This window comes from Kitasatospora sp. NPDC058190, from assembly GCF_042883685.1.
Classification (GTDB): domain Bacteria; phylum Actinomycetota; class Actinomycetes; order Streptomycetales; family Streptomycetaceae; genus Kitasatospora.
The window spans coordinates 110467-131832 of record NZ_JBHVVI010000006.1; the positions used below are offsets into that span (position 1 = coordinate 110467).

General features: G+C 73.6%; 16 protein-coding genes. 12 read left to right on the forward strand and 4 right to left on the reverse strand.

What is annotated here, in order from left to right; translation table 11 throughout:
- Nucleotides 1-182: 182 nt before the first annotated feature.
- Together ACFVWU_RS04525 and ACFVWU_RS04530 are read right to left on the reverse strand one after the other, a co-directional pair.
- Nucleotides 183-2303, reverse strand: a complete 2121-nt coding sequence (locus ACFVWU_RS04525) for a putative bifunctional diguanylate cyclase/phosphodiesterase (RefSeq protein ID WP_387615438.1) — start codon at nt 2301-2303, stop codon at nt 183-185.
- Nucleotides 2304-2424: 121 nt separating this feature from the next.
- Entirely contained in the window at nt 2425-3231 is an 807-nt protein-coding gene (locus ACFVWU_RS04530; RefSeq protein ID WP_387615441.1) for an SAM-dependent methyltransferase, read from the reverse strand.
- Between the two features lie 280 nt (nt 3232-3511).
- Here ACFVWU_RS04530 and ACFVWU_RS04535 point away from each other — a divergent pair, with 280 nt between their 5' ends.
- The 8 genes from ACFVWU_RS04535 to ACFVWU_RS04570 all read left to right on the forward strand — a co-directional run bounded on the left by ACFVWU_RS04535 (nt 3512) and on the right by ACFVWU_RS04570 (nt 13007).
- On the forward strand, nt 3512-4078 hold the full coding sequence (locus tag ACFVWU_RS04535) for an SRPBCC family protein (protein WP_387615443.1): 567 nt from the start codon (nt 3512-3514) through the stop codon (nt 4076-4078).
- Complete coding sequence (locus ACFVWU_RS04540; protein ID WP_387615446.1) at nt 4075-5274, forward strand: aminotransferase class I/II-fold pyridoxal phosphate-dependent enzyme; 1200 nt, start codon at nt 4075-4077, stop codon at nt 5272-5274. Before ACFVWU_RS04535 ends, ACFVWU_RS04540 begins: the two co-directional genes overlap by 4 nt.
- A gap of 190 nt (nt 5275-5464) precedes the next feature.
- Nucleotides 5465-6844, forward strand: a complete 1380-nt coding sequence (gene egtA / locus ACFVWU_RS04545) for an ergothioneine biosynthesis glutamate--cysteine ligase EgtA (RefSeq protein WP_387615449.1) — start codon at nt 5465-5467, stop codon at nt 6842-6844.
- Complete coding sequence (egtB, locus tag ACFVWU_RS04550; RefSeq protein ID WP_387615452.1) at nt 6841-8205, forward strand: ergothioneine biosynthesis protein EgtB; 1365 nt, start codon at nt 6841-6843, stop codon at nt 8203-8205. Before egtA ends, egtB begins: the two co-directional genes overlap by 4 nt.
- Nucleotides 8205-8954 carry an ergothioneine biosynthesis protein EgtC gene (gene egtC / locus ACFVWU_RS04555; protein WP_387615455.1) on the forward strand — a complete coding sequence of 250 codons (750 nt, stop codon included), beginning with the start codon at nt 8205-8207 and terminating at the stop codon, nt 8952-8954. Before egtB ends, egtC begins: the two co-directional genes overlap by 1 nt.
- A gap of 45 nt (nt 8955-8999) precedes the next feature.
- Entirely contained in the window at nt 9000-9971 is a 972-nt protein-coding gene (gene egtD / locus ACFVWU_RS04560) for an L-histidine N(alpha)-methyltransferase (protein ID WP_387615458.1), read from the forward strand.
- A 158-nt stretch (nt 9972-10129) separates the two neighbouring features.
- Nucleotides 10130-11554 (forward strand): sugar porter family MFS transporter, encoded by a 1425-nt coding sequence (locus tag ACFVWU_RS04565; protein ID WP_387615461.1) that lies wholly within the window; start codon nt 10130-10132, stop codon nt 11552-11554.
- Between the two features lie 352 nt (nt 11555-11906).
- Nucleotides 11907-13007: a nitric oxide synthase oxygenase gene (locus tag ACFVWU_RS04570; protein WP_387615587.1), complete on the forward strand. Its 1101-nt coding sequence runs from the start codon at nt 11907-11909 to the stop codon at nt 13005-13007.
- Nucleotides 13008-13113: 106 nt separating this feature from the next.
- Here ACFVWU_RS04570 and ACFVWU_RS04575 read toward each other — a convergent pair whose 3' ends face one another.
- The gene (locus ACFVWU_RS04575) at nt 13114-13794 is read right to left on the reverse strand and encodes a TetR/AcrR family transcriptional regulator (protein ID WP_387615464.1); all 681 of its coding nucleotides are present in this window, start codon (nt 13792-13794) and stop codon (nt 13114-13116) included.
- A gap of 175 nt (nt 13795-13969) precedes the next feature.
- On the opposite strand from ACFVWU_RS04575, the gene ACFVWU_RS04580 reads away from it, so the two are divergent.
- The 4 genes from ACFVWU_RS04580 (at nt 13970) to ACFVWU_RS04595 (ending at nt 18831) form a co-directional block, all read left to right on the forward strand.
- Nucleotides 13970-15133 carry an acyl-CoA dehydrogenase family protein gene (locus tag ACFVWU_RS04580; protein WP_387615467.1) on the forward strand — a complete coding sequence of 388 codons (1164 nt, stop codon included), beginning with the start codon at nt 13970-13972 and terminating at the stop codon, nt 15131-15133.
- Nucleotides 15134-15161: 28 nt separating this feature from the next.
- The gene (locus ACFVWU_RS04585; protein WP_387615470.1) at nt 15162-16361 is read left to right on the forward strand and encodes a thiolase family protein; all 1200 of its coding nucleotides are present in this window, start codon (nt 15162-15164) and stop codon (nt 16359-16361) included.
- Between the two features lie 29 nt (nt 16362-16390).
- Entirely contained in the window at nt 16391-17149 is a 759-nt protein-coding gene (fabG, locus tag ACFVWU_RS04590; RefSeq protein ID WP_387615472.1) for a 3-oxoacyl-ACP reductase FabG, read from the forward strand.
- Nucleotides 17150-17436: 287 nt separating this feature from the next.
- Nucleotides 17437-18831, forward strand: a complete 1395-nt coding sequence (locus ACFVWU_RS04595) for a S8 family serine peptidase (protein ID WP_387615475.1) — start codon at nt 17437-17439, stop codon at nt 18829-18831.
- A 205-nt stretch (nt 18832-19036) separates the two neighbouring features.
- Here ACFVWU_RS04595 and ACFVWU_RS04600 read toward each other — a convergent pair whose 3' ends face one another.
- Entirely contained in the window at nt 19037-21265 is a 2229-nt protein-coding gene (locus ACFVWU_RS04600; protein WP_387615477.1) for a hypothetical protein, read from the reverse strand.
- Between the last annotated feature and the right edge of the window lie 101 nt (nt 21266-21366).

Here is a 21366-nt window from a genome sequence, read left to right on the forward strand (position 1 = left end):
CCCCTCCCCGCTCCCCGGGGCCGGTGCGGGGCCGTGACCGTGGGCGCACCGGTGCCGGGTGGTGATTTTGACGCGCCATCATCCCGCATACCGGGCACGGGTGTCGGGTGCTTTCGGAACGCTTCCCGGAACTGTTTCCGCACCGCGACCGGGCCCGCACGGCACCGGTACCACGGCCCGGCTCAGCGCTCCCCGACGGGGCGCCCCTTCGGCTCCTCGACGATCCGGCGGGCGATCTCGGCCGGCTGCACCGGGCGGCCGAAGTGCCAGCCCTGCGCCCAGTCGCAGCCCATGGTGCGCAGCCGCTCGGCGTCCTTGCGGGTCTCCACGCCCTCGGCGGTGACGGTCAGTCCGAGGGTGTGTGCCATCGACACCAGGCCGCTGACGATCCGCCACCCGGTGGCGCCGTCCTTCGCCGGGTCGTGCAGGTCGCCGACGAAGGACCCGGCGATCTTCAGCCCGGAGACCGGCAGGTCGCGCAGGTAGGCGAGGTTGGACCAGCCGGTGCCGAAGTCGTCCACGGCCAGCGAGACGCCGAGGTCGACCAGTCCGTGCAGGGTGCGCAGCGCCTCGTCCTCGGGGCCGACCACGGTCGACTCGGTGATCTCCAGCTGCAGCCGGGCCGGGTCCAGGCCGGTGCTGTCCAGGATCCGCCCGAGGTCGGTGACCAGTGCGGCGCTGCGCGCCTGCCGCACCGCCAGGTTGACGTTCAGCTGGGGCGCGGCGTCGCCGTACTGCTTGATCCAGTCGGCGGCCTGGCCGCAGGCCTGTTCCAGCACCCAGCGGCCGAGCGGCATGATCAGCCCGGTCTCCTCGGCGGTGGTGACGAACTCGTCCGGGCCGAGCACGCCGAGCTGCGGGTGGCGCCAGCGCACCAGCGCCTCCACGGCGGCCATCCGGCCGTCGGCGAGCTTGTACAGCGGCTGGTAGTCGATGAAGAACTCGCCGCGGTCCAGGGCGGCCGGCATCCGCACCGACACCGCGTAGCGGCTGACCGCGCGGGCGTTCTCCTGGGGGTCGAACAGCGTCCAGCGGCCGCGGCCGGCCTCCTTGGCGCGGTAGAGCGTGAGGTCGGCGGCCCGGACGGCTGCGCCGGGGGTGGTGGTGGACACCCGCCGCTCCAGCACGCCGACGCTGGCGCCGACGGCGAGCTTGTGGTCGCCGATCAGCACCGGCCCGGCCAACGCCTTGAGCACGGTCTTGGCGGCGGCCACCGCCTCCTGCTCGCCGCGGCAGTTCTCCAGCAGGACGACGAACTCGTCGCCGCCGAGCCGGGCCACCAGGTGGCCGAGCGGGGTGAGGGCGGCCTTCAGCCGGGCGGCGACGGCGGACAGCAGCTGGTCGCCCATGTCGTGGCCGAGGCTGTCGTTGACCACCTTGAAGCCGTCGAGGTCGACGTAGCAGAGGCCGAACCGGGCGCCCGGCTCCGGCTCCTCGAACAGCTTCTCCAGCCGTTCGAAGAAGGCGGCGCGGTTGGGCAGGCCGGTCAGCGGGTCGTGGGTGGCCTGGTGGCGCAGCCGCTCCTGGAGCCGGTAGCGGTCGGTGACGTCCTCGAGCATCGCGACCTGGTACTGCGGGAGGCCGTCGTCGTCGCGGATCAGCGAGACGGTCAGGTGGGTCCAGACCACCTCGCCGTCCTGGCGGTAGTACGGCTTGTCGAACTGGAAGTACTCCCGCTTGCCGCTGATCAGCTCCTCGTAGGCCTCCCAGACGCCCGGGGTGTCCTCGGGGTGGACGAGGTCGTCGACCCGGCGGCCGATCATGTCGTCCGGCCCCGCTCCGAACAGCTCCTGCACGGCCTTGTTGACGGCCAGGATGTTGCCGTCGGTGTCGCCGATGGCGATGCCGATCGCGGCGCTCTCGAACAGGGCGCGGAACCGGGCCTCGGAGGCGCGCAGCGCGCGCTCGGCCTCCTGGCGGGCGGCGTCGGCGGCGGTGCGGATGGCCTCCTGCTCGCGCAGGGTGCGCTCGCGCAGGGCGTTGGCCCAGCCGGCCGCGAAGGCGCCGGTCAGCGCGGGGCCGCGGTCGTCGCCGACCGGCTGGGCCTGGAGCAGTTCGACCGTGCGGGCGAGCAGGACCGGGTCGGTGAAGTGCGCGTCGACCAGTTCGGCGCCGGCCTGGGCGGCCAGCCGCGGCTCGAAGGGCTCCTCCACCTGGGCGCGGTGCAGCAGCGCGGCAGTGCGGGCGACCAGGCGACCGAGCAGACCCGGGTGGACGACGATGCCGTGGTCGGCGGAGAGCAGCCGGCCCCAGTCCTCGTGGAACCGCTCGCCGCTGCCGTTCACCGGGGTGGTGCCGCTCATCCGAGGGCTCCGGTTCCGCGGGCCGTCGTGCGCCGGGGCCGGACCGTCGTACGCACGGCGGGAGGCCCGGCGGCCGCCGCACGGGGCGTACGGTCGTCGGCTGCTCTCCCGTGGCGACGGCTCAAGGGCGGAACCCCACGCCCGCCACCCCGGCGATCCGCTCGGGGTGCTCGCCGACCGTGTCCGGCTGGTCCGGGCGCCACTGCGGCAGGTGGACCACGCCCGGCTCGACCAGCTCGAAGCCGGCGAACATCGCGGTGACCTGCTCGCGGGTGCGCATGGTCAGCGGGGTCGGGGTCATCCGGTAGAGCTTCTGGTGGTCCTCGGCCTGGTCCGGTCGGGCCTCCAGGGAGGCGTGCGAGAGGACCAGCGCGCTGCCGGCGGGGAGCGCGTCGCGGATCGCGCCGACCAGCTTCCAGGGGTCCTCGTCGTCGCTGACGAAGTGGGCGACGGCCACCAGCAACACGGCCACCGGCTCACCGGCGGACAGCAGTTCGATCGCCTCGGGGCGGGCCATCAGGTCCTCGACGTCGCGCAGGTCGGCCTGGACCACGGCGCTGCGCGGGTCGTCCTGCATCAGCAGGCGGCTGTGCGCGACGGCGACCGGGTCGCGGTCCACGTAGACGACCTCGGCCTCGGGCCGGATCACGCGGGCGATCTCGTGCACCGCGCCGAAGGTGGGGATGCCGGAGCCGATGTCCAGGAAGCGGGTGACGCCGCGCTCGGCGAGGAAGGTCACGGCGCGGCGCAGGAAGGCCCGGTTGGAGCGCATGATCTGCGGCAGCTCGGGCCACATGGACATCGCCTTGCGGGCCATCTCCCGGTCGACCTCGAAGTTGTGCGAGCCCCCCAGGTAGTAGTCGTAGACCCGCGCGGCGTTCGGTTTGTCCAGGTCCATGTCTTCCGGTACCCAGCTCGGTCGCCGCATGCCTGTGACTCCTTCACTCCGGTTCCGGGGGTGCAGCGCCTGGGGATGCTGCTGTGACTGATGAGACTACAAGCACGGAGGATCCTCCCCCGCACCCCGAACGGCCGCAAGCGGAATGCGCCATTCCCCGCGAACCGCGTCCTTTGATGAGCGTTTACCCGCCGTTCGAGGCCGTTGCGGAGCACCCGGGCACCCGGGACGCGCGGGGCGGGCGCCAACTCGGCGGCGGTCCACCGGCGTTCCGCCGTGGCGCGGCACGGGCCCGGCTAGGGTGTGGCGCGTGGACCCCAACCACTACCGCTTCCAGGGCGTGTGGCGACTCGCGGCACCGGCCTCGGCGGCGTACGCGGCACTGGAGGACGTCCAGGGCTACCCGCTGTGGTGGCCGGAGATCCGCGAGGTCCGGCAGACCCGCCAGGATGCCGGGGAGGTGGTGGTGCGCGCACTGCTGCCGTACCGGCTGGTGATCCACCTGGAGGCGACCCTGCGCGACCCGGGCGCCGGGGTGCTGGAGGTGGCGATGCGGGGCGACCTCAACGGGTGGTCGCGGTTCACGGTCACGCCGGACGGGCCGGACAGGCCGAGCGGGCCGAGTGGGCCGGACGGGCCCGGCAGCGCGGGGTGCAGGGTGCTGTTCGAGGAGGACACTCGGCCCGGCAAGCCCCTGCTGCGGCGACTCGCCCTGCCGCTGCACCCGCTGTTCAGGGCCAACCATGCGGTCATGATGCACCGGGGGCGGCGGGGGCTCGCGGCGTACTTGGCGAGTGGCGGCCCCGGCGGGGCGGGCGCCGGTCCGGGCGGCTCCGGCGGGGCGGGTGCCGACGAGGAGGAGGCGGCGAACAGATGACAGACGACAGATTTCAGCGAACAGACAACAGATTTCGAAAGCTGTCAGCTGTTCACCGTTCGCCCGAGCCCGCCTTCACCTTCGACACCCCCTTCGACCGCACCGGCACCGGCAGCAGCAAGTGGGCCCGGGCCGAGACCCCCGGCGTGATCCCACTGGGCCTGGCCGACATGGACCTGCCCGGCCCGCCCGCCGTCGCCGAGGCCCTGGAGCGGCGCGCCCACCACCGCGCGTTCGGCTACACGGTCTGCGACCCGGCCGGGCGGAGCCTGGTCGCCGACTGGTACCGCGCCCGGCACGGCGTGGCAGTGGACCCGGACTGGGTCCTGCTGCTCCCCTGCGGTCCGCGCACCGCGCTGCGCCTCCTGCTGGACACCCTCCGCCCGCAGGCGCCCGTCCTCTTCCCCACCCCCGAGTGGGCCGGCTTCGCCCAGCTCTGCCGTGCAGCGGGGATCGCCTACCGCGAGCTGCCACTGCCCCTCGGCCGGGACGGCTACCACCTCCCCGACGGCCCGCTCCCCTCCCCGACGGCCGCCGTCCTGCTGAGCAGCCCGCACAACCCCTCCGCCCGGGTCTGGCCCACCGCCGAGCTGCGCGCCCTCGCCGAGCGGGCGGCCGAGGCGGACGCGCTGCTCGTCTCGGACGAGGTGCACGGCGACCTCACCCACCCCGGGCACACCCACCCCGTCGCCGTCACCACCGTCGACCCGGCCCTCCGGCACCGCGTGGTCACCCTGAACTCCGTCGGCAAGACCTTCAACTGCTCCGGCATTCCCAGCAGTTTCGCCCTCGTCCCCGACCCCGCCCTGCGCGCCCGCTTCACCGACACCCTGGCCGGCTACGGCTTCTGGGAGGGCGGCCTCCTGGAGCAGACCGTGCAGCACGCCGTGCTGCGCGAGGGCGGCCCGTGGCTGGACGCCCTGCTCGTCCACCTCGCCGCCGCCCGCACCCGACTCACCGGGCGACTCGGCCCCGCCGTCCGCTCGGCACCGCAGGCCTCCTACCTGCTCTGGCTGGACGCCGCCGCCCTCGGCCTGCCACTCGGGGCCGCCCGCCGGGCGCTGCTGGAGCGCTGCGCCCTGGAGGCCTCCGACGGCGCCGACTTCGGCCCCGGCGGCACCGGCTCGCTGCGGCTGAACTACGCCCTGCCGGGCCCGGTACTGGACGCCGTCCTGGCCCGGCTGGACCGCCTGTGACCCGGGCATGTGCCCATGCCGAGGGCGGCCCCCACGTCCCGCGCACAGCCCGCCCCGAACCCCCGCATTCACCCGATCGCCACGTGCCCGACCTGCAGAAACGAACATTCACGCGATATTTGCGGAGCGGCTCCGCATGCTCCGTAGCAGACTGGGCAGGGTAGACCGGGCCGCAATCGTGATCCCGAGGATGGTGAGTCCGGTGATACCGACATCCCGCACCACTCCGCCCGACCGGCAGAGCGCACCCACACCCCCGCCGGGGGTGACCCCGTTGACCGAATCGGGGGCGCGCAGCCATGTGTCGGGCGTCTGTTTCAAGATCGGACCGCCCCGCCTGGTGGGTGTGGAGGTCGAGTGGTTCGTCCACGACGACCGATGTCCCACCCGGCCCGTTCGGCCCGAACTGCTCCACGCCGCACTGGAGTCGCTGCCCCTCGGCGGCCCGGACGGCACCTCGCTCCCCTCCGGTTCGCGCCTCACGCTCGAACCCGGCGGACAGGTCGAGCTCAGCTCCCCGCCCGCCACCGGCCTCGTGGCCTGCGTCGACGACACGCGACGCGATCTGACCGCCCTTCGGGCCGCCTTCGCGGCACAGGGCCTGCGCCTCACCGGTACCGGGACGGACCCGTTGGTTCGCCCCCGGCGGATGGTGCTGGACCACCCGCGCTACCTCGCGATGGAGCGCTTCTTCGACTCGGCCGGCCCGTGGGGCCGGATCATGATGACCGGTACCGCGTCGGTTCAGGTGTGCCTGGACGCCGGTGACGCGGACGGCCCGCACGCGGTGGAACGGCGCTGGCAGCTGGTCCACCGGCTGGGCCCGGTGCTGGTCGCCGCCTTCGCCAACTCCCCGCTGCTGGACGGCAGGCCGACCGGCCACCGATCCACCCGGCAGACCGTCTGGTCCCGGATGGACCCGAGCCGCACCCTCGCCCCCGAGCCGGACCACGGCGACCCGCGCGAGGCCTGGGCGCGGTACGCGCTGCATGCCCAAGTCCTGTGCGTGCAACGCCCGGAGGGCATGCCGTGGACGGCCCCGCCCGGAATGACCTTCCGGGACTGGATCCGCGGTGCGGGCGAACGCCCGCCCACGCTCGCCGACTTGGACTACCACTGCACCACGCTGTTCCCGCCGGTGCGCCCGCGCGGCCACCTGGAACTGCGGATGATCGACGCCCAGCCCGGCGACGGCTGGGTGGTGCCCACCGCCCTCGTCACCGCGCTCCTGGACGACCCGGTGGCCGCCGACGCCGTGTTCGCCGCGCTGGAGCCGTTGGACTCCTTCGACCGGCGGGAGGGGGCGACCGGCCCGCGCCCGCCGCGCAGCGAGGCCTGGCGCCGCGCCGCAACGCTGGCCGTCGCCGACCCCGAGCTGCGCCGCGCCGTCCTCACCTGCTTCGCCGCCGCCGACGCCGCGCTGGGCCGCCTGCCCGGCACCGGTCGGCTGCGCACCGCCGTCGCCGAGTTCGCCGAGCGCTACCCCGCGCGCGGCCGCTGCCCGGCCGACGACCAGCTGGACGCCCTGCGCTCCGGCACCCGACGCACTCCGCCGGAGGAGGCACCATGACCGACGTCCGACCGCCCGCCGACCCGGGAACGGGCACCGCCGACCCGGGGACGGGCACCGAGGCGCTGCGCGAGAGCATCGCCGCCGAGCTGCTGGCCGCCCGCGACCGGACCGCCGCGCTGACCGACTGCGTCGAGGACGCCGATCTCACCGCCCAGCACTCACCGTTGATGTCCCCGCTGGTCTGGGACCTGGCGCACATCGGCAACCAGGAGGAGCTCTGGCTGCTGCGCAACGTCGGCGGCCGGGACCCGATGCACCCCGAGATCGACCCGCTCTACGACGCCTTCCAGCACCCCCGCGCCGAGCGCCCCAGCCTGCCGCTGCTGCCGCCCGCCGAGGCCCGCGCCTACGCCCACGAGGTGCGCGGCCGGGTGCTGGACCTGCTGGCGGCGAGCCCGTTGGAGGGCGCGCCGCTGCTGGACGCCGGGTTCGCCTTCGGGATGATCGCCCAGCACGAGCAGCAGCACGACGAGACGATGCTGATCACCCACCAACTCCGCAAGGGCGAACCCGCCCTGGCCGCTCCCCCGCCGCCGCCGGCGCCCGCCGACGCGGCCACCCTGCCCGCCGAAGTCCTGATCCCGGCGGGCCCGTTCACCATGGGCACGGACACCGAGCCGTGGGCGCTGGACAACGAGCGCCCGACGCACACCGTCGACCTGCCGGCCTACTTCCTGGACACCACCCCGGTCACCAACGCCGCCTACCAGCGCTTCATCGCGGACGGCGGCTACGACGACCCGCGCTGGTGGACCCCGGAGGGCTGGGAGCACCGCCGCCGGGCCGAGCTGACCGCCCCGCTGTTCTGGAAGCGCCAGGACGGCCAGTGGCTGCGCCGCCGCTTCGGTACGGTCGAGCCAGTCCCGCCGAACGAGCCGGTGCTGCACGTCAGTTGGTACGAGGCCGACGCCTACGCCCGGTGGGCCGGGCGGCGCCTGCCGACCGAGGCCGAGTGGGAGAAGGCGGCCCGGCACGACCCGGCCACCGGCCGCTCCCGCCGCTACCCGTGGGGCGACGGCCCGCCCGGCCCCGAGCACGCCAACCTCGGCCAGCGCCATCTGCGCCCGGCCGCGGCGGGCAGCTACCCCCAAGGCCAGTCACCGTACGGCGTGCGGCAGTTGATGGGCGACGTGTGGGAGTGGACGGCCAGCGACTTCCGCCCCTACCCGGGGTTCCGGGCCTGGCCGTACCAGGAGTACTCCGAGGTCTTCTTCGGGCCCGAGTACAAGGTGCTGCGCGGCGGCTGCTTCGCGGTGGCGCCGGTCGCCTGCCGGGGCACCTTCCGCAACTGGGACTACCCGGTCCGGCGGCAGATCTTCTCCGGCTTCCGCACCGCCCGCAGCCCGGAGGAGGCCTGATGTGTCGTCACCTCGCCTACCTGGGCGAGCCGCTGGCACCGCAGGAGCTGCTGGTGCACCCGCCGCACGCGCTGTACCGGCAGTCCTGGGCGCCGCGGACCCAGCGGCACGGCACGGTCAACGTGGACGGCTTCGGCCTCGGCTGGTACGCGGACGGCGACGAGCTGCCCGCGCGCTACCGCCGGGCCGGGCCGATCTGGGCGGACGCGACCTTCGCCGACCTCGCCCGGGTGATCCGCACCCGGGCGCTGCTGGCGGCCGTCCGCTCCGCCACCGAGGGCTGCGCGGCGGGCGAGAGCGCGGCCGCGCCGTTCTCCGCCGGGCGCTGGCTGTTCAGCCACAACGGCGCGGTGGCCGGCTGGCCCGGCAAGCTGGACGCGCTCGCCGCCCTGCTCCCGCCGACCGAGCTGCTGGAGCTGGAGGCACGCACCGACTCGGCCCTGCTGTGGGCCCTCACCCTGCACCGGCTGCGCCGGGGCGCGGACCCGGGCGAGGCGCTGGCGGGCACCGTCGCGGACGTCGCCGCACACACCACCGGGCGGCTCAACCTGCTGCTCACCGACGGCGCCGCGATCGCCGCGACCACCTGGGGAGACACCCTGCACCACCGCACCCTGCCGGGACTCGGCACGGTGGTGGCCTCCGAGCCGTACGACGACGACCCGGGGTGGACGTTCGTCCCGGACGGCTCCCTGCTGCTGGCCGACGCCCGGGGCGTGACCGTCCGGCAGCTCCCCAGCCACTACTGACCCTCCACTCTCCCTTCATCTTCTGAACAGAGGAACCACCCTGTCATGGACACATTCGATCTCACCCGACTGCTGCCCGCCGACCACTTCAGCACCGCGCTGCGCCAGGACGTGCAGCACGGCCTGACCTCCGAACCCAAATGGCTGCCGCCCAAGTGGTTCTACGACGCGCGGGGCAGCGAGCTGTTCGAGGAGATCACCCGGCTGCCCGAGTACTACCCGACCCGCGCCGAACGGGCCATCCTGACCGCCCGGGCCGGCGAGATCGCCGTCGCGACCGGGGCCCACACCCTGGTCGAGCTGGGCTCCGGCTCCTCCGAGAAGACCCGGCTGCTCCTGGACGCGCTGCGCGCGCTCGGCACTCTGGAGACCTACGTCCCGGTGGACGTCAGCGAGAGCGCGCTGACCCTGGCCGGCACCGCGCTCGCCGCCGAGTACCCGGGCCTGGCCGTGCACGGCGTGCTGGCCGACTTCACCGCCCGGCTCGGCCTGCCCCCGGACGGCGGCCCCCGCCTGGTCGCCTTCCTCGGCGGCACCCTCGGCAACCTGCTGCCGCAGGAGCGGGCCGCCTTCCTGCGCCGCCTGCGCGCGGCCCTCGACCCGGGCGACTTCCTGCTGCTCGGCACCGATCTGGTCAAGGACCCGGCGGTGCTGGTCGCCGCCTACGACGACAGCGCCGGGGTGACCGCCGAGTTCAACCGCAACGTGCTCAACGTGCTCAACCGCGAGCTGGGCGCCGACTTCGGCCCGGACGCCTTCGAGCACGTCGCGCACTGGGACGCCGAGCAGGAGTGGATCGAGATGCGGCTGCGCTCGCTCCGCTCGCAGACCGTGAAGATCCCGGCGCTGGACCTGCCGGTGCACTTCGACCGGGGCGAGGAGCTGCGCACCGAGGTGTCGGCCAAGTTCCGCCGGGAGCGGGTGACCGGGGAGCTGGCGGCGGCCGGGCTGCGGCTGAGCCACTGGTGGACGGACCCGGAGGGTCGGTTCGGCCTGTCGCTCTCGGCCCCGGCCTGAGCGGCCGCACCAACACCCAGGGCGGGAAGGCTCAATTTGCTTGTTCACCTTACGAATTCTCGAAGCGCAGATTGAGGGTCCCGGTGTACAAGAGTTAAACGAATAGGGGTTACGATCGCGGCTACCGAGCTCAGTGTTGAGTACCAGGAGTCAAGATCGTGAGCGTCACCCAGAAGCCCTCCGGGGCGGTCGAGGCCCCCGCGCCCGGCCGCCTCGGCTTCGTCGTCTTCATCACCGCCGCCGCGGCCCTCGGCGGCTTCCTGTTCGGCTACGACAGCTCCGTGATCAACGGCGCCGTCTCCGGTATCCAGGGCAAGTTCGGTGTCGGCAGCGGCGAGACCGGCCTGATCGTCTCCTCGGCGCTGCTGGGCTCGGCGGTCGGCGCCGCGCTGGCGGGCCGGTTCGCCGACCGCTACGGCCGCATCAAGGTCATGAAGGCGGGCGCGCTGCTGTTCGCGGTCAGCGCCGTCGGCTCGATGCTGCCCTTCTCCCCCTGGGACCTCGCGCTGTGGCGCGTCCTCGGCGGCGCGGCCATCGGCATCGCCTCGGTGATCGCCCCGACCTACATCGCCGAGGTCGCGCCGACCAAGTACCGGGGTCGGCTGGCCTCCTTCCAGCAGGCCGCGATCGTGCTCGGCATCGCGATATCCCAGCTGGTCAACTGGGTGCTGGCGGACGCCGCCGGCGGTGACACCCGCGGCCACCTGCTCGGCCTGGAGGCCTGGCAGTGGATGCTGGGCATCTGCGTGATCCCGGCCGCGGTCTACTTCGTGCTCTCCTCGATGATCCCCGAGTCCCCGCGCTACCTGATCCAGGCCGAGCGCCTGGACGACGCCCGCAAGGTGCTGGCCCAGGTCGAGGGCGAGGGCATCGACACCGACGCCCGGATCGCCGAGGTCCAGGCGCTGATCGCCTCCGACCACCGCCCGCGCTTCCGCGACCTGCTCGGCGGCCGCTTCGGCCTGCTCCCGATCGTCTGGGTCGGCATCGGCCTGTCGGTCTTCCAGCAGCTGGTCGGCATCAACGTGATCTTCTACTACTCGTCGATCCTGTGGCAGTCGGTCGGCATCGACCAGAGCAACTCGCTGCTGATCAGCTTCATCGGCTCGGTCATCAACATCCTCGGCACCGTGATCGCGATCCTGCTGGTCGACCGGATCGGTCGCAAGCCGCTGGCCCTGATCGGCTCGGCCGGCATGGCCGTCACCCTCGCCGCGGCCGGCTGGGCGTTCTCCTCCGCCACCGGCTCCGGCGACAACGTCTCGCTGCCCGACCTCCAGGGCACCGTCGCGCTGATCTCCGCCAACGCCTTCGTGCTGTTCTTCGCGATGTCCTGGGGCGTGGTCGTCTGGGTGATGCTCGGCGAGATGTTCCCGAACCGGGTCCGCGCCGCCGCGCTCTCCGTCGCCGCCTCCGCGCAGTGGATCGCCAACTGGGCGATCACCGTCTCGTTCCCGTCCCTGTCGCGCTGGAACCTCTCGGCGACCTACCTCGTGTACGCGGCCTTCGCGGCGCTGTCGATCGTCTTCGTGGCCAAGTACATGAAGGAGACCAAGGGCGTCCGGCTGGAGGACATGGGCTGATCAGCCTTCCATGGGCTGGTCGGACGATCCGGCCCCCGGCCCCCGCACCCTAGCGCGATCGGCGCGGGTGCGGGGGCCGAATCGTTCACTCTCTGCGGCAGGTCGAGCACCTCCGGTACTCCTGTGCGGCAGGAGGGATGTGTCCTTGATCTTCAACCGGCTTCGCACCCGCAGAACCGACACCGCCCCGAGCGGTGGCTGTCCGTACGCCCACACCCACACCCACGTCGGTGCACCGGGCGCGTTCCCGCGGCCCGCCCCGGCGCCCGCGCCGCAGACGTCGGGACCGCACCCGTTCGAACCGCAGACGCCCGCACCGCAGACGCCCGGACCGCACCGACCGGGCCCGCAACTGCCGCCCGAGCCACCGCCGTTCACCGATCCGGAGCAGGCCGCCGAGTTCATCCGCCAGTTCCACCGCGAGCAGCCCGCCGCCGGTGACCCGGAGCCGCGGCTGCGCGCCGTCCTGGACGAGATCGACCGCACCGGCAGCTACCTGCACACCCCCGCCGAACTCGCCTACGGCGCCAAGCTCGCCTGGCGCAACGCCGCCCGCTGCATCGGCCGGCTGTACTGGCGCAGCCTGGTGGTCCGCGACCTGCGCCACCTCTCCTCGGCCGACGACATCGCCACCGAGTGCTTCGAGCACCTGCGGACGGCCGGCAACGGCGGGCGGATCCGCCCGGTGATCTCGGTGTTCGCCCCCGACCGTCCGGGCCGACCGGCCGCCCGCATCCTCAACCAGCAGCTGGTCCGCTACGCCGGGCACCGGGTCGACGGTGCCGTGGTCGGCGACCCGGCGGGCGCGGTACTCGCCGCCCGGGCCCGCGACCTCGGCTGGAAGTGCGCCGAGGAACGCTTCGACGTGCTGCCGCTGATCATCCAGGAGCGCCCGGGTGAGCGCCCCGTCTGGTACGAGCTGCCGGACGACACCACCCTGGAGGTGCCGCTCAGCCACCCCGGGTACGAGTGGTTCACCGAACTCGGGCTGCGCTGGTACGCGGTGCCCGCGATCAGCGACATGACCCTGGAGATCGGCGGCGTGCGCTACCCCACCGCGCCGTTCAACGGCTGGTACATGGGCACCGAGATCGGCGCCCGCAACCTCGCCGACGCCGACCGCTACGACATGCTCGGCACCGTCGCCGAGCGGCTGGGCCTGGACACCTCCAGCGACCGCACGCTCTGGCGCGACCGCGCGCTGATCGAGCTCAACATCGCCGTGCTGCACTCCTTCCAGGAGGCCGGGGTGACGATCGCCGACCACCACACCGAGTCGGAGCGCTTCCTCAAGCACGTCGCCCAGGAGAAGCGGCTCGGCCGCCCGACCCCGGCGGACTGGAGCTGGATCGTACCCCCGGTCTCCGGCGCCCTGACGCCGGTCTACCACCGGTACTACGACCCGGTGGACCCGGAGCAGCGGCCGGCGTTCACGGCCCGCGAGCCCTGGTAGGACCGGCCCGGCCCGGCACCGGCACCGGAACTGCGAACGCGCGCCGGGGCCGCGAACGCGCGGCCACGCTGCGAACGCCGGGCGGGGCTACGAACGCGCGCCGGGGCTACGCCCTCGCGGCGAGGCGATCGAAGCGCAGCACGAGTCCGTCCAGCAGCGCCTCCAGGCCGGTCTCGAAGGCACCCTCGTCCACCGTCCCCCGGTGCCCGGCCAGCCGGTGCGCCTCGCCGAGGTGCGGATAGTCGGCCGCGTCGTAGACCCCGGCGTCCGCCGGGAAGCCGGCCGCGAAGGAGGCGAGCGCGGAGCCGGTGACGAAGTAGCGCATCAGCGCGCCGATCCGGGTGGCCTGGCCGCGCGGCCACCCGGACTCGACCAGGTGCCCGAAGACGGCGTCGGCCAGGCGCAGCGCGTTGGGCCGCCGCCCCGGGCCCTGGGCCAGCACCGGGACGATGTTGGGGTGGGCGGCCAGCGCGGCGCGGTAGGAGCGGGCCCAGTGGCGCAGCGCCTCCGGCCAGGGAGTCGTCGGCCTCGCCGGCCCGGTCGGGGGGCCGGGGTCCGCGCCACCGCTGAACATCGACAGGTCGACTTCGCCGATGACGCTGTCCACCACCGCGTCCAGCAGTTCGTCCTTGGTGGCGAAGTGGTTGTAGAGCGAGGGCCCGCTGACCGACAGCTCGGTGGCCAGGCGCCGGGTGGAGAGGGCGTCCAGCCCCTCCTCGTCGATCAGCCGCAGGGCGGCGACGACGATGCGCTCGCGGCTGAGCAGCGGGGTGCGCGGACGGGCCATCGCGGTGACTTCCTCCGATTCCTCCGGCCGGCTCCCCCGGTCGGGTGGGTGGGGGACCGATTCTGACAGGTGCCTCTTCCCAGCGCGGGCCGCCCGGGGCTACAGTCCCCCCGTAAAACTTGCAGCGCTAGTTTATCGGCCCGAAGCGTCCACCGGGCCCGAGTCGGGAGCCGCCGTGAACCTGGAGTTGTCCGAGGAGCAGAGCGCCGTCCGGGACCTCGCCGCCGCCTTCACCGACCGCGAGATCGTGCCGTACGCCGCCGAGTGGGACCGCGTCGAGTCCGTGGACCGGGCGATCATCGGCAAGCTGGCCGAGCTGGGCTTCCTCGGCCTGACCATCCCCGAGGAGTACGGCGGCAGCGGCGGCGACCACCTCGCGTACTGCCTGGTGCTGGAGGAGCTCGGGCGCGGCGACTCGGCCGTGCGCGGGATCGTCTCGGTCTCGCTCGGCCTGGTCGGCAAGTCGATCAACAGCTACGGGACCGAGGAGCAGAAGCGGCACTGGCTGCCCCGGCTCACCTCCGGCGAGTCGCTCGGCTGCTTCGCGCTCACCGAGCCCGGCACCGGCTCGGACGCGGCCAACCTGACCACCCGGGCCGTCCGGGACGGCGACGACTGGCTGATCAGCGGCGCCAAGATGTTCATCACCAACGGCACCTGGGCCGACGTCGCGCTGGTCTTCGCCCGCACCGGCGGCGGCGAGCCCGAGCAGCGGGGCCACCGGGGCATCACCGCCTTCCTGGTCCCCACCGACCTGCCCGGCTTCGGCCGCACCACGATCCACGGCAAACTCGGCCTGCGCGGCCAGGCCACCGCCGAACTCGCCCTGGACGACGTCCGGGTGCCCGACAGCGCCCGGCTCGGCGAGGTCGGCAAGGGCTTCACGGTGGCGATGGCGGCGCTGGCCAAGGGCCGGATGTCGGTCGCGGCCGGCTGCGTCGGCATCGCCCGCGCCTGCCTGGAGGCCGCCGTGCGCTACGCGGGCGAGCGCGAGCAGTTCGGCCGGCCGATCGCCTCGCACCAGCTCGTCCAGGAACTGCTGGCCGGCATCGCGGTGGACGTCGAGGCCGCCCGGCTGCTCACCTGGAAGGTCGCCGACCACATCGAACGCGGCCTGCCCTTCGCGACCGAGTCCTCGATCGCCAAGCTCCACGCGAGCGAGGCCGCCGTCCGGGCCGCGAACAACGCGCTCCAGGTGTTCGGCGGCTACGGCTTCATCGACGAGTACCCGGTCGGCAAGTACCTGCGCGACGCGCGGGTGATGACCCTCTACGAGGGCACCAGCCAGATCCACCAACTGCTCATCGGGCGTGCCCTGACCGGCGTCAACGCCTTCTGACCCCCCTCCCCCCGATAAGGAGCACGACGTGCGTCCCGTCTACTTCGCCGCCGCCCGCCGCACACCCATCGGCCGGCTGCGCGGAGCGCTCGCCACGGTCCGCCCGGACGACCTCTCCGCCACCGTGCTGCGCGCCCTGCTCGCCGACGTCCCCGCCCTCGACCCGGCCCGGATCGACGACGTCTACTGGGGCGCCGCCAACCAGGCCGGCGAGGACAACCGCAACGCCGCCCGGATGGCCGTCCTGCTGGCCGGCCTGCCGGAGAGCGTCCCCGGAGCCACCGTCAACCGGCTCTGCGCCTCCGGCCTGGAGGCCGTCACCCTCGCCGCCCGGGCCATCGGCTCCGGCGAGGCCGACGTGGTGCTGGCCGGCGGCTGCGAGTCGATGACCCGCGCCCCCTTCGTCCTGCCCCGCCCCGACGAGGCGCTGCCGCACCGGATCGAGACCCACGACACCCGACTCGGCTGGCGGCTCACCAACCCGCGGATGGCCGAGCTGCACGGCGTGCTCAGCATGGGCGAGACCGCCGAGGAGGTCGCCGGCCGGTACGGCATCGGGCGGGAGCGCCAGGACGTCTTCGCGCTGCGCAGCCACCAGCGGGCCGCCGCCGCCCGCAAGGACGGGCACTTCGACGCCGAGCTGATCCCGGTCGAGCGGCTCGACGGGGTGACGGTCGGCCAGGACGAGGGCATCCGCGAGGACACCAGCCTGGAGAAGCTCGCCAGGCTCAAGCCGGCCTTCCGCCCGGGCGGCACCGTCACGGCCGGCAACGCCTCGCCGATGAACGACGGCGCGGCCGGGCTGGTCCTGGTCAGCGAGGAGGCGCTGCGCGACCTCGGGCTGCAGCCGCTCGGCCGGTACGTGGCCGGGGCCTCGGCCGGGGTGCACCCCGACGTCATGGGCATCGGACCGGTGCCCGCGACGCGGAAGGTGCTCGGACGGGCCGGCTGGACCCTCGCCGACCTGGACACCGCCGAGCTCAACGAGGCCTTCGCCGCCCAGGCGCTGGCCTCCGCCGACGGCATCGGGTTCAGCCCGGAGCAGGCCGACGAGGTGGTCAACCCGAGCGGCGGGGCGATCGCCCTCGGCCACCCGCTGGGCGGCTCGGGCGCCCGGATCCTGACCACCCTGCTGCACCGGATGCACCGCACCGGCGCCCGACGCGGCCTGGCCACGATGTGCGTGGGCGTGGGGCAGGGTACGGCCGTGCTGGTCGAGAACGTCTGAGGGAGTTTCCAGTGATCGGAGGAACTGACATGGCCCGTTTCACGGGGAAGGTCGCCGTGGTGACCGGCGCGGCGCAGGGCATCGGCGCGGCCACCGCCCGCCGGCTGGCGGAGGAGGGCGCGGCGGTCGCCGTGGTCGACCTGACCGCCGAGCGGGCGGCCGGGACGGTCGCCGAGATCACCGCCAAGGGCGGCACCGCCCGGGCGTACGGCTGCGACGTGGCCGACTACGACTCCGTCGACGCGGTGTTCGCGCAGGTCGCGGAGGAACTCGGCGGGCTGCACATCCTGGTGAACAACGCCGGGATCACCCGGGACAACCTGTTCTTCAAGATGCCCAAGTCCGACTGGGACGCGGTGCTGACGGTCAACCTGACCAGCGCGTACAACTGCAGTCACGTGGCGCAGAAGTACATGGTGGCGCAGAAGTACGGGAAGATCGTCTCGCTCAGCTCGCGCTCCGCGCTCGGCAACCGGGGCCAGGCCAACTACGCGGCCGCCAAGGCCGGCATTCAGGGGCTCACCGCGACCCTGGCGATCGAGCTCGGGCCGTTCAACGTCAACGTCAACGCCGTCGCCCCCGGCTACATCGCCACCGCGATGACGGCGGCCACCGCCGAGCGGGTCGGCGCGACCGCCGAGGACCACCAGACCGAGGTGGCCGCCCGCACGCCGCTGCGCCGGGTGGGGCAGCCGGAGGAGATCGCGTCGGTGGTGGCCTTCCTGGCCAGCGAGGACGCCTCGTACGTGAGCGGGCAGACGCTGTACGTCAACGGTGGGGCCCGGTGACCTGACGGAGGCTTACCCGAGGCCGGTCAACTTGGTAAACTTGGCCAACTCGGTGAAAAGTGTGAAATTGGTGAGACTTGACTGACGGTTGGTCAGTCGGCCGTCCCAGATGCGGGGTTACCTTCTCCTGGGACGGCCTTTACCTTTTTGCGTGGCCGAGCAGGACCATGCCATTGATGGGACTACCCCACTAAATGACTATGGCATGATCATGCGGCAGTCGATGGGATGGCCGGACCGACCCGACCGGACCAAGGTCGGGCCCTGCGTCCCCCTCAAGGAGTCCCATGGGCAGCCCCGCTACCCTCCGCCGTGCCCTGGCTCTGCTCGCCTCGGGGGCCACCGCCCTCACGGCCGGCACCTTCGCCGTACCGGCTGTCGGCGCTGCGACCGCCGCCCCCTCGCACGACCTCGCGGGTGTCCACGTCCGCCCCGCCTCGGCCGGACACCACCTCGCCACGGCCCGCCCGGCCCCGCTGAGCACCACCCAGTGCGTCAGCCAGATCGGCATCCACTGCTACTCGCCGCTGCAGTACCGCACCGCGTACAACCTGAACCCGCTGTACAAGGAGGGCGTGACCGGCAAGGGCCGCACGATCGTCATCGTCGACTCCTTCGGCTCGCCGACCATCCAGCACGACCTGGAGGTCTTCGACAAGCAGTGGGGCATCCCGGACACCCAGGTCGAGGTGCAGAAGTGGGGCAACGTCCCCGTCTTCGACCCGAAGAACCCCGACCACACCGGCTGGGCCGGCGAGACCACCCTGGACGTCGAGTACGCCCACGCGATCGCCCCCGACGCGCACATCATCCTGGTCGAGACCGGCGTCGCCGAGACCGAGGGCACCACCGGCCTGCCCGAGATGATGGACGCCGAGAAGGCCCTCATCAAGCAGGGCCGCGGCGACGTCATCTCGCAGAGCTTCGGCGCCACCGAGAACACCTTCCCGGGCTACGACAAGGGCGACTTCAAGTCGCTGACGGACCTGCGCTACGCCTTCAAGGCCGCCGCCGACCGCGACGTCACCGTGCTCGCCGCCTCCGGTGACAACGGCGCGACCGACTCGCAGCTCAACGGCACCGACCTGTACCCGTACAAGGTCAACTCCTGGCCGTCCTCGGACCCGCTGGTCACCTCCGTCGGCGGCACCCAGCTCACCCTGGACGACAACGGCAACCGCACCGCGGCCGACAAGGTGTGGCACGACAAGTCCGGCGCCGGCGGCGGTGGCGTCTCCGGCATCTTCGAGCGCCCGTGGTACCAGGCCGGCGTCGCGAACGTCACCGGCAACCACCGCGGCACGCCCGACATCAGCATGAGCGCGGCCGTGGACGGCGCCGCCTGGACCTACGAGTCCTACGACCCGACCGCGGTCGGCTGGCACCTCACCGGCGGCACCAGCGAGGCCACCCCGCTGTTCTCGGGTGTCGTCGCCCTCGCCGACCAGCTGGCCGGCCACCGCCTCGGCCAGCTCAACTGGCGCATGTACGGCATGAGCATGCTCCCGAACCAGTGGAGCGGCATCGTCGACGTCAAGGACGGCGACAACGGCTGGAACGGCGTCACCGGCTACAACGCCACCGAGGGCTACGACCTCGCGAGCGGCCTCGGCACCATCAACGGCGCCAAGTTCGTCCACGCGCTCGCGGGCGACATTCAGGGCGACGACGACCAGCAGTGAGTAGTGGCCGGTCGTGGTCGGTGCGTGACGACTGCGACCGGCTCCTGACGGCTGACAAGTAACAGCGAACGGATAACAGATTTCGAAATCTGTTATCCGTTCGCTGTTTTCTGTCTTCTGTCTTCTGGTTTCTGTCGGCTGGTGGCCGGTGGCCGGTGGCCCGGTGGCTGCCAACCGTCAGGCGGCAGCCGACCGGGCGTCAGGCCTACTCGGCCGGGTCCGGGCCGGCAGCCAGCTGGGCGAGGTAGCGCTCGGCGGCGCGGAGCTTGCGTCCGTCGCGGCCGGGCAGGTAGGCGCGCAGCTCGATGATCTCCGGGGCGATGCGGATGGCCTCCGTGCGGTCGGTGATCGAGCGCCAGCAGGCCTCGGCGTTGGTGGCCGCCTGCTGGGTCTCCGGGTGGTTCGCGCCCTGGGAGCGGAGCAGCGTCAGGGCGACCTCCCGGTAGATGTCGGCCGCCTCGGCCGTTCGGCCCGCGAGCCGGCACACGTGCGCGCGCACCTGCCGCACCTGGAGGACGGTCTCGGAGACGGCGCCGTGCTCGGCGATCGCCTCCAGTTCGAGCGCGAAGGCGAGGTCGGTGGCGGCGGCGTGGTCCCCGGCGTCGGCACTGCGGACGATCCGTCCGATGACCTCGCGGTAGTCCGCGCGGGGCGCGTTGGCAGCCGGGGTCCCGACGACGGCCTCGGCCGGGGCCTCGGACGGGGTCTCAGCCAGTGCAGGCGGCTGATCGGCGGGCGCATCCTCGGCCGGGACCCGGTCCTGCGGCACCTCACCCGTCGGCGCGGCTTCGACCGGTACGGCGTCGACTCGTACGGCCTCGGACGGCACGGCGTCGGACAGTACGGCGTCCTGGGGCTCCTCCGCGGCCTCGACGGTCTCGACGACCTCGGCAACCGGCTCAACCGGCTCGGCGACCTCCTCAGCCGCCGGAACGGCCGCAGTCGCCTCGGCAGCCTCGTCCACGGGCTCCGGCTCCGGGTCCAGCTCCGGCTCCGGCTCCGGCTGCGGGTGCGGCTTGCGCAGCGTCACGCCCGCAGGCCGCACGATCTCCGCCGCCGGCGCATCGGCCGGGACGGGCTTGTGCAGGCTCACGCTCGACGCCTCGTCAGGCTGCTCGCCCGCCTTCACCAGGCTGACCGGCTTGGCCGGCCGCGGCGGCGTGGGCGGCACGCCCGGCTTGATCAGGCTCACCAGACCGTCCACCGGCGGAACCGGCACCGGCCGCTCGGCCACCGCGTCGTGCGGCCCGGCCTGACGCGGCAGCGGCGGCACCGGTGGCAGCGGACGCTCCGCCGCGACCGCGTCCGGCACCGCGACGTCCGGCACCGCGACGCCGTCCATCACCGGCAGGGCGTCCACCGCCGGAACCGCATCCGCCATCGGCACGGCGTCCATCACCGGCAGCACCTCGGCCACCGAGACCTCGCCGCGGCGGGCGGTGTTGCGGAAGACCGGGCGGTCCGGGACGTGCGTGGCCAGGATGACCACGTCCGGCCGCAGCACCGAGTACACCTGCTGCCGCAGCTGCTCGGGCGCGAGCACGTCGCCCGCACCGGGGCGGCCGCCGTGCAGCGCCTCGATCAGGGCACGGGTGAAGGTGCCGATCTGCTCCGGGTCCGGGCTGACGACTGCCCACAGCGGGATGCCCTCGCTGAGCGGCGAGACGGTGCCCTGGAGGTACGGCCAGGCGTTCTGATCGGCGCTCAGGTCGGCGATGACCAGGGTCTGCCACTCGGCCGGACGGTGGCTCAGCTCCGCGGCGATGGCCTGCCAGGGCAGCCCGTCCTGCTTGGAGTCACGCAGGGTCAACTGGAGCTGGCCGCCGCGCTTGTCGGCGACCACGTGCCCGCCCAGGTGCACCAGCAGCGGCCCGGGGTGCCGGGAGGCGGCGCGCAGGTGGGCGAGGACGGTGTGCGGGTCGCTGGCGCCGGGGAGGTGGACGGCGTCCACCGCGTCCGCGGCGAGCAGCACCTGCGGCGAGACGGCGGCCAGCATCGCGGACAGCACCGGCGCCTGGGCCGGTCCGCCCCGGCCCCAGGTGCGGCGGCCGGAGGTGCCGTACCCGCCCTCGATCACCAGGATCCGGCCGCGCGGCGCCGTGCCCAGCCCGCCCAGCCCGCCCGTACCGGCGGCCGCGCCGCCCGGGACGGTGAACGGCGGCGGCGTGGCCGAGGCCGGCGCGCCCGCGGCGGGCAGGCCGGTGAGGGTCCATCCGGTGGGCGCGACCGGCGGCGCGGGCGGCACCGACGTGGGCGCGGTCGGTGCCGCCGCAGCAGGGGGCGCCGGGGGCGCGGGCGGCGGCTCGTACAGCGCGGCCGGTCCGGGCGGGTGCTCCTCGGCGGGCAGGCGGGCGGGCGGCGGCGGTACGGCGTCCCAGGGGCCCGAGTCCGCGGCTGGCTCGGGACCTCCGGAAACAGCTGTCGTCTCCGCCATCTTCTGGTCACCGCCCCGCCCCGCCGCTGCCGCGGCGTCTGATGCCCTTGCCTGCGTGGTGCCTGCCACCACGTTCCGTGCGCGCCACCCTACGAGATCCC

Coding starts and splice junctions, on each gene's coding strand:
- ACFVWU_RS04540 (WP_387615446.1), top strand. CDS start 4,075: ATGACAGACGACAGATTTCAGCGAACAGACAACAGATTTCGAAAGCTG.
- egtB (WP_387615452.1), top strand. CDS start 6,841: ATGACCGACGTCCGACCGCCCGCCGACCCGGGAACGGGCACCGCCGAC.
- ACFVWU_RS04530 (WP_387615441.1), bottom strand. CDS start 3,231: ATGCGGCGACCGAGCTGGGTACCGGAAGACATGGACCTGGACAAACCG.
- ACFVWU_RS04595 (WP_387615475.1), top strand. CDS start 17,437: ATGGGCAGCCCCGCTACCCTCCGCCGTGCCCTGGCTCTGCTCGCCTCG.
- egtA (WP_387615449.1), top strand. CDS start 5,465: ATGGTGAGTCCGGTGATACCGACATCCCGCACCACTCCGCCCGACCGG.
- fabG (WP_387615472.1), top strand. CDS start 16,391: ATGGCCCGTTTCACGGGGAAGGTCGCCGTGGTGACCGGCGCGGCGCAG.
- ACFVWU_RS04600 (WP_387615477.1), bottom strand. CDS start 21,265: ATGGCGGAGACGACAGCTGTTTCCGGAGGTCCCGAGCCAGCCGCGGAC.
- egtD (WP_387615458.1), top strand. CDS start 9,000: ATGGACACATTCGATCTCACCCGACTGCTGCCCGCCGACCACTTCAGC.
- ACFVWU_RS04525 (WP_387615438.1), bottom strand. CDS start 2,303: ATGAGCGGCACCACCCCGGTGAACGGCAGCGGCGAGCGGTTCCACGAG.
- egtC (WP_387615455.1), top strand. CDS start 8,205: ATGTGTCGTCACCTCGCCTACCTGGGCGAGCCGCTGGCACCGCAGGAG.
- ACFVWU_RS04575 (WP_387615464.1), bottom strand. CDS start 13,794: ATGGCCCGTCCGCGCACCCCGCTGCTCAGCCGCGAGCGCATCGTCGTC.